11 protein-coding genes are annotated in these 14,673 nt (G+C 38.8%); 4 read left to right on the top strand and 7 right to left on the bottom strand.

What is annotated here, in order from left to right; translation table 11 throughout:
* Positions 1-17: 17 nt before the first annotated feature.
* Together I6F50_RS03935 and I6F50_RS03930 are read right to left on the bottom strand one after the other, a co-directional pair.
* Positions 18-1,466 (bottom strand): dihydrolipoyl dehydrogenase, encoded by a 1,449-nt coding sequence (locus I6F50_RS03935; protein WP_039484710.1) that lies wholly within the window; start codon positions 1,464-1,466, stop codon positions 18-20.
* Between the two features lie 82 nt (positions 1,467-1,548).
* On the bottom strand, positions 1,549-2,277 hold the full coding sequence (locus I6F50_RS03930; protein WP_010553231.1) for a glutathione peroxidase: 729 nt from the start codon (positions 2,275-2,277) through the stop codon (positions 1,549-1,551).
* A gap of 112 nt (positions 2,278-2,389) precedes the next feature.
* On the opposite strand from I6F50_RS03930, the gene I6F50_RS03925 reads away from it, so the two are divergent.
* Complete coding sequence (locus I6F50_RS03925) at positions 2,390-3,292, top strand: LysR substrate-binding domain-containing protein (protein ID WP_024589976.1); 903 nt, start codon at positions 2,390-2,392, stop codon at positions 3,290-3,292.
* 4 nt (positions 3,293-3,296) lie between these two features.
* On the opposite strand, the gene I6F50_RS03920 is transcribed toward I6F50_RS03925, so the two are convergent.
* Positions 3,297-4,490, bottom strand: a complete 1,194-nt coding sequence (locus I6F50_RS03920; RefSeq protein ID WP_197175343.1) for a flagellar assembly protein FlgT — start codon at positions 4,488-4,490, stop codon at positions 3,297-3,299.
* A gap of 140 nt (positions 4,491-4,630) precedes the next feature.
* On the opposite strand from I6F50_RS03920, the gene I6F50_RS03915 reads away from it, so the two are divergent.
* The 3 genes from I6F50_RS03915 to I6F50_RS03905 all read left to right on the top strand — a co-directional run bounded on the left by I6F50_RS03915 (position 4,631) and on the right by I6F50_RS03905 (position 7,899).
* A complete protein-coding gene (locus I6F50_RS03915; protein WP_024593173.1) occupies positions 4,631-5,089 on the top strand; it encodes an LPP20 family lipoprotein in 459 nt (152 codons plus the stop codon).
* 147 nt (positions 5,090-5,236) lie between these two features.
* Positions 5,237-5,944, top strand: coding sequence for a transglutaminase-like cysteine peptidase (locus I6F50_RS03910; RefSeq protein WP_007583156.1), 708 nt, complete (start codon positions 5,237-5,239; stop codon positions 5,942-5,944).
* Positions 5,944-7,899: a LapD/MoxY N-terminal periplasmic domain-containing protein gene (locus I6F50_RS03905; RefSeq protein ID WP_197160387.1), complete on the top strand. Its 1,956-nt coding sequence runs from the start codon at positions 5,944-5,946 to the stop codon at positions 7,897-7,899. Before I6F50_RS03910 ends, I6F50_RS03905 begins: the two co-directional genes overlap by 1 nt.
* Before the next feature lie 22 nt (positions 7,900-7,921).
* Here I6F50_RS03905 and I6F50_RS03900 read toward each other — a convergent pair whose 3' ends face one another.
* From I6F50_RS03900 to I6F50_RS03885, 4 genes are all read right to left on the bottom strand, one after another.
* On the bottom strand, positions 7,922-8,509 hold the full coding sequence (locus I6F50_RS03900) for a response regulator transcription factor (protein WP_010553236.1): 588 nt from the start codon (positions 8,507-8,509) through the stop codon (positions 7,922-7,924).
* Between the two features lie 23 nt (positions 8,510-8,532).
* The gene (locus I6F50_RS03895) at positions 8,533-9,954 is read right to left on the bottom strand and encodes an HlyD family type I secretion periplasmic adaptor subunit (RefSeq protein ID WP_165740753.1); all 1,422 of its coding nucleotides are present in this window, start codon (positions 9,952-9,954) and stop codon (positions 8,533-8,535) included.
* Positions 9,951-12,089 (bottom strand): type I secretion system permease/ATPase, encoded by a 2,139-nt coding sequence (locus I6F50_RS03890; RefSeq protein ID WP_024593177.1) that lies wholly within the window; start codon positions 12,087-12,089, stop codon positions 9,951-9,953. Before I6F50_RS03890 ends, I6F50_RS03895 begins: the two co-directional genes overlap by 4 nt.
* Before the next feature lie 384 nt (positions 12,090-12,473).
* Positions 12,474-14,450 (bottom strand): TolC family outer membrane protein, encoded by a 1,977-nt coding sequence (locus I6F50_RS03885; protein WP_197140059.1) that lies wholly within the window; start codon positions 14,448-14,450, stop codon positions 12,474-12,476.
* Positions 14,451-14,673 lie beyond the last annotated feature (223 nt).

The raw sequence follows: 14,673 nt of genomic DNA, 5'->3' as shown, positions 1-14,673 counted from the left end.
TATGTGTAGTAAATAGGTTATGCGCCTGGGCCACATTCCATACATGAATTTACAATGTCTGGGCCAAATTTAAGTTTGGCATTTAAGTCGCGAAGGGCGGTACGTAACCCTTCTTCAATTACTGGGTGGTAAAATGGCATATCAAGCATTTCTGGTACGGTCATTTTGTTTTGTACAGCCCATGCTAGTAAGTGAGCGATGTGTTCGGCTTGTGGGCCAATAAATTCTGCACCTAAAAATAAACCTGTACCTTGCTCTGCGTATACTCGCATATGACCTTTGTTTTTAAGCATTACTCGGCTACGACCTTGGTTTTCAAAGCTGACTTCGCCTACTTCAAAACAACCGCATGGGCCTAATCGGTCAGTAATTTGCTTGTAGCTTTCGCCTACCATTGCTATTTGTGGGTCGCTAAATACAGCTGCAATTTTAGCTCTGCGCAGACCTATACGTACATCTGGGAAGCGCCCTGCATTTTGACCTGCAATAGCACCTTGGTCTGATGCTTCGTGTAACAATGGGAGCATGTTACTCGCATCGCCTGCTATAAATATGTTTGACTCACCACACTGCATTGTATGTGTGTCTGCGTGCGGTACGCCGCGTTCATCAAGTTCAATGCCTGTGTTTTCAAGGCCTAGTTTATCTACGTTAGGTACTCGGCCTGTGGCTGCAAGTACGTAGTCAAACTGTTCGGTGTGTTTTTCACCTTGTTTGTCGGTGTAAGTTAGCTGTGCTTTGTCGCCAACTTGCATCATGTCAGATACGTTTGAGTCGGTATCTACAAAAAATTCTTCAGCAAAAACAGTATTTGCGTAGTCTTTTACGACTGGATCTGTAAGTGGGCCAATTGCGCCGCCTACACCAAATAGTTTTACATTTACGCCTAGTCGGCTAAGTGCTTGGCCAATTTCAAGACCTATTACACCAGGGCCAAATACAGCGACTGATTCTGGTAGATCATCCCAATCAAATACGTCGTCGTTTATAATAAGTTTGTCGCCAAAGTTATTAAATACGCCAGGGTACGAAGGGCGTGAACCGGTGGCAATTACAAAGCGTTTTGCTGTAATAATTGTGTGGTCGTCTATTTGTATGCGGTTTGTGTCTAAAAATTTAGCGTAACCACGAATTTTATCACCATCTGGTAATTCATCTACGGCTTCTACTACGAATCCTGCAAAACGATCTCGTTCACTTTTAACGCGTGCCATAACTGCTTTGCCATCAATGATAGGCTTTGAGCTATGAACACCAAATGCAGGTGCCATTTCAATTGCGTGTGCAGCTTCAGCGGCTGCAATCAATAACTTACTTGGCATACAACCAACACGTGCACATGTGGTGCCGTATGGGCCTGATTCGATCATTAATACATTTTGTGTGAACTGTTTAGCATTACGATAAGCACTTAAACCAGCAGTGCCTGCGCCTATAACAACAACATCGGTTTGCAATTCTTTCATAGTATTTTTTCCTCTAATAAATAGGGGCATAAAAGCCCCTATTTTTTACCTACTAACGTTAGGTATTTAATTTACTTATTAATTAAGCAAAGTATTTTTCTAAGTCGTCTGAACCACCGATGTGTTTACCACCAATGAATATTTGTGGAACAGTGTCACGACCAGATACAGCTTTTAGGCTTGTTAGTGATGCGCCTGCACCCATAACAATCTCTTCATATGCGAAGCCTTTTTCTGCAAGAAGTTCTTTTGCTTTTTTACAGAAAGGACAGCCAGGTTTAGTAAAGATGCTTACTGGTTCTGGTTTAGCTTGCTTAGGGTTGATGTAATCAAGCATTGTGTCTGCGTCAGATACCTCAAACGGGTCACCTGGTAAATCTGGTTCGATAAACATTTTGTCAATCACGCCATCTTTAACAAGCATAGAGTATCTCCAGCTGCGCTTACCAAAGCCTAGGTCGTTCTTGTCTACTAACATGCCCATGCCGTCAGTAAATTCGCCGTTGCCGTCTGGTAATAAAGTAATGTTTTGCGCTTCTTGATGCTCAGCCCATGCGTTCATTACAAAGGTATCGTTTACTGATAAACATACAATTTCGTCAACGCCGTTTTGCTTAAGTACGCCTGCTAATTCGTTGTAACGTGGTAAGTGAGTTGATGAACATGTTGGTGTGAATGCACCTGGTAGTGAAAACACTACAACAGTTTTACCTTTAAAAATGTCATCTGTTGTTACTGATTTCCAATCGTTATTTTGACGAGTTGCAAATGTAACACTTGGGATTGTTTGACCTTCGATATTGTTTAACATAATTTTTGTTCCTCTTGATTTGTTGATAGCCATTATGGTGAATAATTAAATATAGTTCCAATCGTTTGTTTGTATTAAACTGATAGTTATAAACTATCACGTAGAGCTGAATATGAACTTAAAAGATTTTGAATATGTAAAAGCAATAGCGCAATATAAACATTTTCGCAAAGCTGCCGATGCATGTTTTGTAAGCCAGCCTACATTAAGTGGTCAAGTAAAAAAACTCGAAAATGAGCTTGGCGTTACTTTGTTTGATCGCTCAACCAAGCAAGTTACCTTAACAGCAAAAGGTGAACGTTTGTTGACGCAAATAGAGATTATTTTAGAGCAAACGCAAATACTCAAAGAACTTGCTGCTACTTCTAACGAGCCTCTACAAGGTAAATTAACTATTGGTATTATTCCTACCATTGCACCTTACTTGTTGCCTGCGTTACTAACATCGATGAAAGCGGCATTTATTGATAGCCAGTTTTCGTTTATTGAGATGCAAACAGCAACAATTTTAGAAGCTTTAAACAAGGGTGAACTCGACTTTGCTATTTTAGCCGATGTGCCAGAGCTTATTAATTACCATACGGTTGCTTTATACAAAGAAGATTTTTTAGTGGCGGTATCACACGATAACGCGCTGTCTAAGCATAAAAAAGTAGCGCTGAGCGATCTTCAAGGATGCAGCCTATTAATGTTAAGTGATGGCCATTGCTTTAAAGATCAAGCCCAAAAGTTTTGTTTTTCTGCAGGAGTCGATGTATCTAACCAGTATAAAGGTAATAGTTTAGAAACATTATTAGCGTTAGTGGCTATGGATGACGGTATTACATTTGTACCAAAGTTAGCATGTACCGACCGTGTAGGGATTGATTACTTGCCTATATTCCCTAATCAGCAGCGTAATGTGGTGTTTGCATGCAGAAAGCATTATCCGCATTTATCTGGTGTAGAACAATTGGGCGAGTGGTTATCGGCTCACCCTAATTTAAAAGCTAAATTAACTAAAAAAGTTAATTAAATATTTAAAGGTTTTGGCTGATTATTTCTACAACATCGTTAATTTGCACGCCAGGTAGTGGTTTGTCATCAATACTGACAGCTACTGCAGTTTGCTGATAAAGCTGCTCTACGCGAATTTTATTAAGCGTTGTGATGGTGTGTGGCATAACATTACCTGCCGCGTCGGTTAAATAGTTATGGTGCGCAATGCTTAGCATTTGGCCTTTTTTTAACCCATGAGCTTTACCTAAGTTAATAACGATTTTGCTATTTTCCATATGCATTATTTTACCTTGAGTAGGTAAACACGCCATAGCTGCTTGAATGTCATAACTTACTGATTGGTTGATATCGGTTATGCTTTGCCCATAAGGCGATTGCCAAAATCTATCACTATTAACATCAACTATGGTTGTTTTTTCAAATGGCCAAATTGCTTGAGTATGGTAACTATTTTGCCAAAGTTGCTCATAGGTAGTGCCATCAAATAATACAAATTCAATGTTGTAACTGCGCTCATACGCCTCGTCTTGCCAAAATGCATAATCGTTATTGAGTTTGTCGCTAGTCGAAAGGCTGGTTATTTGGCTAAGCAGAACATATTGAGCGTTACTGCGCGAAGATATTTCTTCTAATTGGGCATTTGAATAGTCGTGCTGCTGCGAAAAGTATTTATCAACGCTTATTGCATTATTATAGTAAGCAATAGGTACTGCGCTCATTTTTGATTTTTGCAGTGAGGTAAAAATATTTTTGCTAATCGCTTTGCTTACGTCAAATATTTGACCCATTTTGGCGTGTTCACGATGAACAAGTTGGCTTTGTGTAACGGCCACAAACTTATTAAAGCTATTTTGTGGGCATTGCTCTGTTTGAGAAAAAATATCGAGTCGTAATGTAACGGCAAATTTATTGTCGTATTTATTTTCGCTGATCAGTTCAATTTTTTGAATTTCGCCGTGGCTGCTAATTTTTAGCTGATCTTGCATTAACACGCCATCTACCAGGGTTTGTACAGAGCTAACCCGTGCGCCAGAGAACACTAACGCTTGTGTAATTGCATCTTTTATAGCGGCAGATTTAGCTGCGCTCGTATCACCATTTTGAACGTTCGCATGGCCTGTTGATTCATACCACTGCGCTTTAGTAAAAGGGGAGAACGTTAATAATGCCGTTGCACTTAACCCTGCAAATGCCAATAATAAAAACGACTTCATACTTTTACTCCAATTAAACGTTAGCTATTAACTAGGTAGAGCAAGGACTGTACCAATGTTATTTGGTAATTATTAGTAATGCTATAAATGGCATTAAACGTGCATATGTACTGCTAATTACTATACAAGGGCTAAATGCTATGCGAGCAATTTCATTACTTATTACACTTGGGTGTTTAACCTTAGGTGGTTGTAGCAGCGTTTTTGATAAGCATGTTGAATATAAATATGTAGAGCCAAATAATTACCCTGTTTTAAAAGCGATAGGGTATGCACCTATTAGCTTGCAAAAAGGCGCTAACCTGTCGCAAAAGCAACTTATGGCAATTAAGGCTTCTAAGCTTGAGGCTTATCGCGAGCTTACTGAGCAAGTATATGGGCAAAAAATTACCGCAGGAACAACGGTGGAAGGTTCAATTGCTCAAGACGATTACCTAGAAAGTAAAGTGCAGGGGCTTATTAAAGGTGCACAAATAATTAAAACTTACGCAGTAGATGACACTTACGTGACCGAGCTTGAGCTTAATATGAAGCGTGTGCACGATTTATACATAGGTGAAGTAAAACCACGCGAAGTTAAAAAAGTAACTTATTACTAAATAGCCCAGTTAATTAAAAAAGTTATTCAAAATATCTCATCCTTTTATATTGAGTGCTATGCTGTTGTTAGGATTAATTTTTAAGCAGATTGCGTAGTGCTCAACAGATGTATTTTATTGCCACTTATATTAACAGTGGCTCTGTAAATGGCGTTTAAGCCAACTTATTTAAATCCTAAATTATTTATATGGTGCAAAGCCAATTTGCGCTACCTATTACTGTTTTTTGTACTCTCTAGTGGTGTGCTTGCAAGCCGACTAACTATTCAATTTAATACCTTTATTGAGCTGATGGGTCAAAAATATGGACCTGCGCGAGCGGCTGTTGCACGTAACTGGCAAAGTATGTTGGTACAAACTCAAAACAAACCAGAGCAACAACAAATTCTTATTGTTAATGATTTTTTTGCGCGTAATTTACGCTATCAAACTGATATTTTGCTATGGAAACAAAACGATTATTGGGCAACCCCTTTAGAAACGTTAGGCAGAGGCTTAGGTGATTGTGAAGATTACGCAATAGCAAAGTATATAAGCTTGAGAGCCCTAGGGGTGAGCGACGACAAGTTACGTCTTATTTATGTAAAAGCAAAAATTGCGGGCACTAACAAAACGCAAGCACATATGGTGTTAGGTTATTTTGCTACACCAAACGCTCAGCCACTTATTTTAGACAGTTTAATAACAAAGGTTTTACCTGCTGCAAAACGTGTAGATTTAAGCCCTGTTTTTAGCTTTAACAGCCAAGGTTTATGGGCTAATAATTCAACCAAAAGTGTAGCCAGCCCAACAGCAAGACTTTCACGCTGGCGTAAAATTTTGGAGCAGACAACCAAAGAAGGAGTTATGTGGTAATGGCATCATTTTCCTTATCTAAGTACCTTAAAAAACGAAAAATAACACTCAGGCAAGAGCTGTGGATTGCATTATTAATTGTTATTTTTGTAGGCTTTATAAGTAGTGTTTTAATTAGCACTAATTCGGCTAAAAGTTATTTTTCGACCCAGCTGTACTTAAAAAATGTAGATAACGCCAGTTCACTCGCGTTAATGATCAGCCAATTAGACAAAGACCCCGTTGAGCTTGAGTTATTAGTATCGGCCACATTTGATACCGGTCACTATAAGCGAATCGAACTACAAAACCCTAATGGTGAGGTGATTGTTAAACGCACGTTTACCGATGAGCTTAAAGCGACGGCTCCGCAGTGGTTTAGAGCAATGTATGGATTAAATGTACAGCCAGGGGTTGGGCAAGTAAATGATGGTTGGCAGCAGTTTGGTACTTTGTTTATAGAAAGTCATAGTCAATATGCTGAGCAAGCCTTATGGGAAAGTGCGCTTAAACTATTTTTTAGTTTTTTAATTGTCGCTTTTTTTGCTTGTATAGTTAGCGCTTACTTTTTAAGTAGGATATTAAAACCACTAGATGATGTTGTGTATCAGGCTAATGCATTTGGTGAAAAACGTTTTATTAAATCCACCGTCCCTCGTACATTTGAGTTTGCACGTTTAGTGCAATCAATGAACCAATTATCTACCCGTTTTAGCCGTATTATTAAAGAAGATAATAAACGTTTAGAAGAGCTTAGATTTAAATCGCAACACGATGAGCTAACTGGTTTAGCAAATAGAGAATACTTTGGTGCAACGCTTGAGGCTCACTTACAAAAATCGAAAGATCATGCCCATGGTGCTTTGTTTTTATTTAGGGTTGTAAACCTCGATCGCGTAAGTGAGGAAGTGGGACGAGTAGAAATGGTTAACTTTCTACGTCGATTTTCACAGATGTTGGTTAGCTTCTTAGAGAGCAACCAAGAACACTTTTCTGAAAATTACATTGCACGTATTTCTCACAGCGATTTTACCGTTTTATTTAGTGATATTGATGATATTCAAGCAATCAGTGAACGTATTTTATTGATGCATCAATCGTTTGTTGAAGAGTATAAAAACGTTAAGCTAGCGATACCTCACAGCTGTACTTATATTCAAAAAGACGACACGCGATTTGATGTATTAAAGCGTGCGGATGAACTTTTAAAATCATCGGGTAAACAATCTGATGTACAAGCAAAAGTAGCTCAGATCAAGCAAGAAAGTGAGCTGTTTGATAATGCAACTAGCTGGAAAAATGCCATAGAAGAGGCACTCAATAATAATAATTTAGAAATAAATACTTACCCAGTAACTAGCTTTACAGGGCAGGTAATGCAAAATCAATTAGGGTTGAGCCTAAAGCTTGGTGGGCAAGTATACCGTGCTAGTTACTACTACCAGTGGGCTAACCGATTAAAGTTATTAGCGCGTTTAGATTGGGGTTTAATTAAGGCGTTGGTGGCTCATTATAGTATTGAGCCACCAAGTGAACTGATTTCGGTTGAATTATCTGCTCAAACGCTACTTGATGATGCTGCACTTGCTTCGATTCTTACGTACCTTTCGGCGTTTCCTGATTTAGCCTCTAAAATTTGTTTTGATATTCGTGAAAGTATTGCCGTTAGCGAAATTGAGATATTTAAAGATTTTTGTGAGCAGGCTCGATGTATGGGCGCTAAGGTAGCATTAAAACGTGTGGGCCCTGAATTTACTAAAATTAATAAAATTCAGGAATTTGGTCTTGAAATGATTAAGGTTGATAGCGTTTACGGACACAATATTAGTTACAGCCAAGATAACCAAACATTTCTGCGAGGAGTGTGTACGTTAGCGCATTCTATTGGTATTAAAGTGGTGGCTCAAGGTGTAACAAGCCAAGATGATATAGATACGCTTATTAACTTAGGTTTTGATGGGGTTATTAAAGAGTAAGTAATAGGCATTAACTGTGCGGTTAATGCCCTTTTACAACTAACATTAATTGAATTCGGTCGCGAACTTTTAGCTTATTAAATATAGAGCTCATATGCTCTTTAATTGTGCGTTCTGTAATATTTAAAGATTCTGCAGCTTGCTTATTAGTTGCACCTGTTACAACAATATCAACTACTTGACGTTCTCGCTTTGTGAGTACATCAAGCTCGCATGTGCTCGCATATTTAAACGGTGTATTTGATAAAGCTCCTACTAAGTTAGATAGTAATTGCCCTGGTAACCATATTCCGCCGGTACAAATTGTCTCAAGTACTTGTTCAATAATTACTTTAGTAGCAAGTGCTTCTACGTACCCCCTAGCTCCTGCTTCAAGCGCACTTCTTAGTTGATTTATTTCTAGTTCGTTGGTCATAACTATAACCAGTAAACGTTGCTGAGAATACTTTTTAACAAGCTCAAGCCAATTAGGTGTGCCGGCCAAAACCCAAATAATACTTGATGCCGTGACTCTGTGTGGTTCTTTTGTGAATATCAAACAACCAGGAAACGCTGTATGCCAGTGTTTCGATTCAAATTCAGGCTGTGTAATAAAAATACTTTGGCGCATTACTTCTCCATTTATAAAATGTTTTAACGCTCTGTCATTGCTTGCGATGTAGCTCTAAGAACCGGTTTTAAAATATACTCAAGTACGGTTTTTTTACCGGTAATAATATCCACTTGAGTGGTCATTCCTGGAATAATAGTCAGCTCTTTTGAAAAATTATTTTTGGTGGTTTTTAGCTGCACCAAATAAAAGGTGTTTTCGCGGTCATCCGTAATTGTATCGGCACTTATATGTAATACTTCGGCTTCAAGGCCACCATATACGGCAAAGTCGTAGGCACTAAATTTTATCATTGCAGATTGCCCAGGGCGTAAAAATGCAATGTCTTTAGGCGGGATTTTTGCCTCTACTACAAGTTGATCGTCAAGCGGGACAATTTCCATAACATCACTACCTGGCTGTAAAATACCGCCAACAGTATTAACTAATAATCGTTGTACAGTGCCTTTAACAGGAGAGCGTATTTCAGTTTGAGTTACTTTATCGGCTAAGCCAGATTCAGTTTCTTTAATTGAATCTAGTCGCAGTAGCGCTTCGGAGAGTTCATTGTTCCAGCGGTTAATCATAACGAGCTCAACTTCGGTTACCTTATTTTTAGCTTCGTTAATGGCCGAAAGACTCCTATTTATAACTGCTTTGGTTCTGTTTATCTCGCCGTTTAAATCAACTATTTGGCGCTCTAAACGAATAATATCTATATCCGAAATAGCACCGGTGCGTAACAATGGGCGGGTCACTTTAAGCTCCCTGTTTGTTAAGCGTAGCGCGCTGGTATGCTGCTGAAGTGCCGCTTTTGCTTCAATATAATCTTGGTGTCGCTGCTCTAGTTGGCGTTTGTGAATACTTACCTGTTGCTCCAACTCTTGGCTGTTACTCAAATAAAGAGAGCGTTCGTGTTGAACCACCTGAGGTGCGTTTTTTATAACATCTTCGCTAAATATGAGTTCTTTTTTTTGAGTAAGAGCTCTGAGTCTTGCAACTTTTGCACTTAACGATTCAACCTTGGATTGATTTTCTCTAAAGCTAGAAATAAAGCGGGTAGGGTCTATTTTAATGAGTACATCCCCCTCGTTTACTATTTGGCCTTCTCGGACATTTATTTTTTCGACCATACCGCCGTCATAAGATTGAATAAGCTGTAATTTATTAGAGGGAATAACACGGCCCTCGCCACGAGCAACTTCATCCAAATTAGCAAAGCCAGACCACACAATAAGGCATATAAACGTTAAACAAATTAGATAAAGTAGTAACCTAGCGCTTGCTGGTTCCTGCTGCATTTTTTCCCACTGTGCATCGACTACCCAGTCTTGAGTATTTGGCGGTGAAATCCATCCTTTAAATAGTTTATTAAATACGGATGGCTTACCTTGTTTTCTTGCTTCTATTGCTTTGCTAACAGATTCAAAAGAGCGTTGTTCAAGTGGTTTTTTGTTATCACTCATGAGGCTTGCTCCACGGTTTTATTATTTAACGCCGCAATTACTTTTTGTTTTGGTCCATCAGCAACTACTTTTCCGTTATCTAAAACTATAATACGGTCAACAAGCTCGAGTAATGATGAGCGGTGAGTCACTACAATTAGGGTTTTATCTTTAGAATAATTTTTTAAATTGTTAATAATTTTACTTTCACTGTTGTGATCTAGCGATGAGGTCGGTTCATCTAGTAATAGTATTGGTGGGTCGTTAATTATGGCTCTTGCCATACCTACAGCTTGGCGTTGCCCTCCTGATAATTGGCGGCCTTGCTCGCCTACTTGTAGATCAAACCCGTCTGGGTGCGAATTAATTAAATCAAATAATTGGCTTCGCTCACAGGCTTCAATAATTTGCTCGTCTTTGGCATGCCAAGCGCTTATCGTAAGGTTGTCTTTTAAGGTCCCATAAAACAGGGCAACGGTTTGCGGTACATAACCAATATTATGGCGAAGCTCTGCAGGGTCAATTTGATGTATATCGTTATTGTCCATCAAAATTGCTCCTGAACAGGGTTCATATAGCCCTAAGATAAGCTTTTCTAATGTACTTTTACCTGAGCCATTACGTCCTAAAATTGCAACTTTTTCACCAGCTTTAATTTTAAAGCTAACGCCGTTGAGTGCATTATGAGATTCGTCAGAGTATTTAAAGCATACATCTTTAAATTCTATATCGCCCTTTAAAATAGGGTGGCTTAACCAATGCTTACCAGGTGGGCGCTCGACCTCTTTTTCCATAATCTCATTTAGTGATTGCATTGCTATTGCGGCATGATGATATTGCGCTAAAACAGCGGCTGACTGCCCAATAGGGCCCATAGCACGAGATGATAATAAGTAGGCTGCAATTAATCCGCCTTGAGTTAGCTCACCTTCAATAACGAGGTGTACGCCTATTATCATTATTATCACGCCTACACATTGCTGTATCCAAGATGCTGTATTTGATATAGAGCTAGAAACGAGTCTGCTTTGTGCGTTTACTTGCGCAATGTAAATGGTCGACTTTTCCCATACAGATTGTGTTTTACACTCTGAGTGAAAGCTTTTTACATCTTCAATATTGGTTAAACTTTCTACTAATACTGCATTTCGCATTGAGCTTGCTTTCATTGTTTGCTCTGAAAGGGCTTCAAGTTTGCGGTGTGCGGCTATAGCGTAAGCTAATAATATAAGTGCGCCCGCTATAATAGGTAAACTTAGAGGTACGCCAATAATGGCGATAACAATTAAATATAAAACTACGAATGGTAAGTCGACTAATGCGACAAGCGTTATGGAACTAAAAAAGTTACGTACAGCTTCAAATGATTGAATATTGCTAGCAAAGGAGCCAGCTGATGATGGACGGTTTTTTAGTTTCATACCTAATACCCGCTCCATAATTACAGCCGATACTTTTACATCTATTCTGCTTGCAGCAAGCTCTACAAAATAGCCTCTTACTAAGCGTAAAACAAAGTCAGCAGTGAGTGCTATCAAAATACCAATAGCAAGTACCCAAAGGGTTTCTGTTGCATGGTTAGGCACTACGCGGTCATATACGTTCATTACAAATAAAGGCATAGCAACCGACAAAAAGCCCAACGCAATAGCTGAAATAATTACGTCTTTATAAAGTGAGCGGCACTCTTTAATTACTCCCCAAAACCATCCGTCTTTTGATAGTTTTTCAAGTACGGGTGTTCGCTCATCAAATGCAAATTCTGGTTGTGCATAAATAATTAAACCAACACTGTTGCCTGCTAATTCATCAATGCTTTGTTCGATAACTGATTCGGTAAGCTCTGGGTAAATTACACTCACCAACTGCTTATCGTAATCAATAGAATTAATAACACAGGCTTGATTGTCTTTTAAAATTAAGATGGCAGGTAGCAGTGCTGTATTAATTTTTTGTAGTGGCTTATTAACTACTTTCGATTTAAAGCCAATGCGCTTAGCTGCGCGCGAAAAACCTGATGGAGTAAGATTTCCATCAGTTAGAGGAAGTCCATTTAATAGTGCTTCTCTTGAAAACTCTTTATCATGATGGCGACATAAAACTGCTAGGCAGTCAACGAGTATGCCACCGTGATCAAGTACATCGTTTAATTCCATAAACCATCCAATGTTATGTAGAACTGCATGCGGTTGTTACTACTAAACCTAAACTCGAGAAATAAATTTAGCTTAAATATTTCAAGCCGAGTTTAGGGTCTGTTGATCTTTTAGGTTAAATTTGCAGCAGTCTGTTTGGTATTTAGGCAAGGCAGAGCCTATGCAGTGTGGTTATTCCCCATAAATGGGTGATAACGTAGCATTAATGCCAAACAGGCGCTGCCCAAAGGGTTCTTCCTAGGGGCTATTTACTCTTTGTTGCTCGGTTTTTACTTAGCCCACTAGGTTACAAATCTCGCGCCGCGATTAAACAGCCCCTAGTTTGAACAAATTTTAATCCGCAAAGATCAACAGACCCTAGTTATTTACATAACGTTAATTGACTTAGCTATCAGTAATTACAGCTTCGATACGTCGATTCGCAGCATTTGCTCTTACTGATATTTCGTTTACTCGAGGTTGATCAATACCGTACCCGAACGATTTAACACGTTTTGGTTTTATATCGAATTGTTTAATTAGAATTTCAGCAACGGCAAACGCACGTTTTTCAGATAGTTTGCGGTTATATGTTCGATCTCCATCTAGAGAAGCATGACCTTGTATTTCAACCTGCTTATTTGGGTTTTCTTTTAAAAAATCTGCAAGCCGACTAATTTCTTGAATATATTGAGACCTTACATCGCTTGAGTCAGCAGAAAAAGGGATACCAATCTCTATATTCGAGGTTGATGCGCTATAAATTGTACAGCCAGATAAATCAACATTAGTTGACAGCGGCGTACTCGGACAAGTGTCTTGCTCGTTTGGTACGCCGTCACCATCATCATCTAAAAAGCTACTTTGTGTAGTGTCGGTTTCCAACGGTATATCTAAGTACCTTGGCATAGCGGTTACACTCATGTAGGCATTATCTTGCTTCGCTTTTTTTTGTAGAAATGCCTTGCGGCTAAAGGTGGTTGCTACATCGTAACTCGGACAAATATTTTGTGCGTTATGCACAATAGGATCGTCAGTTAGCTCTTTTAATGTAGGGTATTTACCTGACATTACGTCAAGTGCTGGCAATAATTTCCCCATTTCTTTTAGCATAGTTAAAATAGCCGATTGGCGGTCGTATAGCGCAACTATGTATGAACGTGTTGATTGGAACGATTCGTTTTCGGCATCAAGTACGTCTAGTAGAGTTCGTTGGCCTATATCAAATTGATCTTTATATGCAATTTTAACTTTAGTTGATGATTCGCGGTGTTGATTAAGCGCTGGCAACTTTTGCTCTAGTATAGTGACGTTGTAGTAGGCAATTTGCAGACTTTGACGAATATCAATACAGGCTTGATCTCGTTGATATTTTGCAATGTTTATATCTTGATAAGCTTGTTCTAAATTAGCGCTATCAAGACCACCGTTATACAAGTTATAACTAATATCTATGCCGACTCGCGCTTCTGTTCTGGTTTCATTTTGACCAAGCTCATCTCTATCTTGGCTACCGTAGCGGGCAGATAAATCTACGTTAGGATGAAAGGCCGCTTTTTGTGCTTTGGCGTTCGCCTTTTGCGCTTCAATATTATACAAAGAGGCATAAAATGAAGGGCTGTTTTTGTAGGCGACGTCTAGCGCTTGGTTAACCGAAATTGGTATATTGTTTTCATCAAGGTCAGCTTGCTTTATATCGTTCATAGGTAGCTCACCTACAACTCTTAGGTAGCGAGCGCTTACATCATGTAAATTTGAGTACTCCGTTAATACATTAGATTGCGCTAGAGATAAACGGCCACTAATTTGTTCTAGGTCTGCTGCGCGCGCTACACCGGCGCTTACGCTTTGCTCTATTTGTTGGTATACAGACTCGTGCTCTTGTAAATTAGCTTCTGCAAGTTGTACTAACTCTTTGAATTTTTGTACGTCAAGTAGTGCAATCGAGGCTTCAAGTGCTGTTTGTTCTGTTTGAGAAATAAGCTCAAAGTACCTAATAAGTTGAATACGTTTAAAACGGTCAACTGTATTAGATGTTCTAAAACCGTCATAAAGCATTTGAGTAACGCTTAATTCGGCTGTATTACGGTTATATTCTTCTTCAATACCGTAATTTCTTCTTTCATATCCTGCACTTGCTGATACATCAACACTTGGTAAATAACCTGAACGGGCAGCATCCACTCCATAAATAGAAGATTTAAAAGCATGCCATGCTTCTTGTACTTCAGGATTGTTTTCAATCGCTTTACTTGAGACGTATGTAAGTGGCATTGCTGATTGTTCGTTTGCATGCACGTAGTTTGATAAAGTTACGGCTGTAATCGCTAATCCGATTAACATAGTCCCTTGATGCTTTTTAAAAGTGTTTTTTATAATCATTTCTTCCTCTTAGATCCTGTTAAGACCGAAAATACTCTTTTAAATATTTAGTAAAGGAGTGCTAATTTTGCAAGTAATCTTTTCGGGTAGCATGAAAAAAAATTTCTACCACTTTTTTGTTGATTTTTTATTTTTGAATTTTTCTTCTAAACCTGTACTTGAGTCCAGTATCTATGTGCTTTTTTTGTTCTATCTTTAATTTATTAGATTGTTATTTTAAAAA

It is taken from the genome of Pseudoalteromonas sp. NZS127_1 (assembly GCF_015864295.1).
GTDB lineage: Bacteria > Pseudomonadota > Gammaproteobacteria > Enterobacterales > Alteromonadaceae > Pseudoalteromonas > Pseudoalteromonas arctica.
Note: the sequence above shows the minus strand (reverse complement) of the source record. Positions and strands in the feature narration are given on the sequence as shown.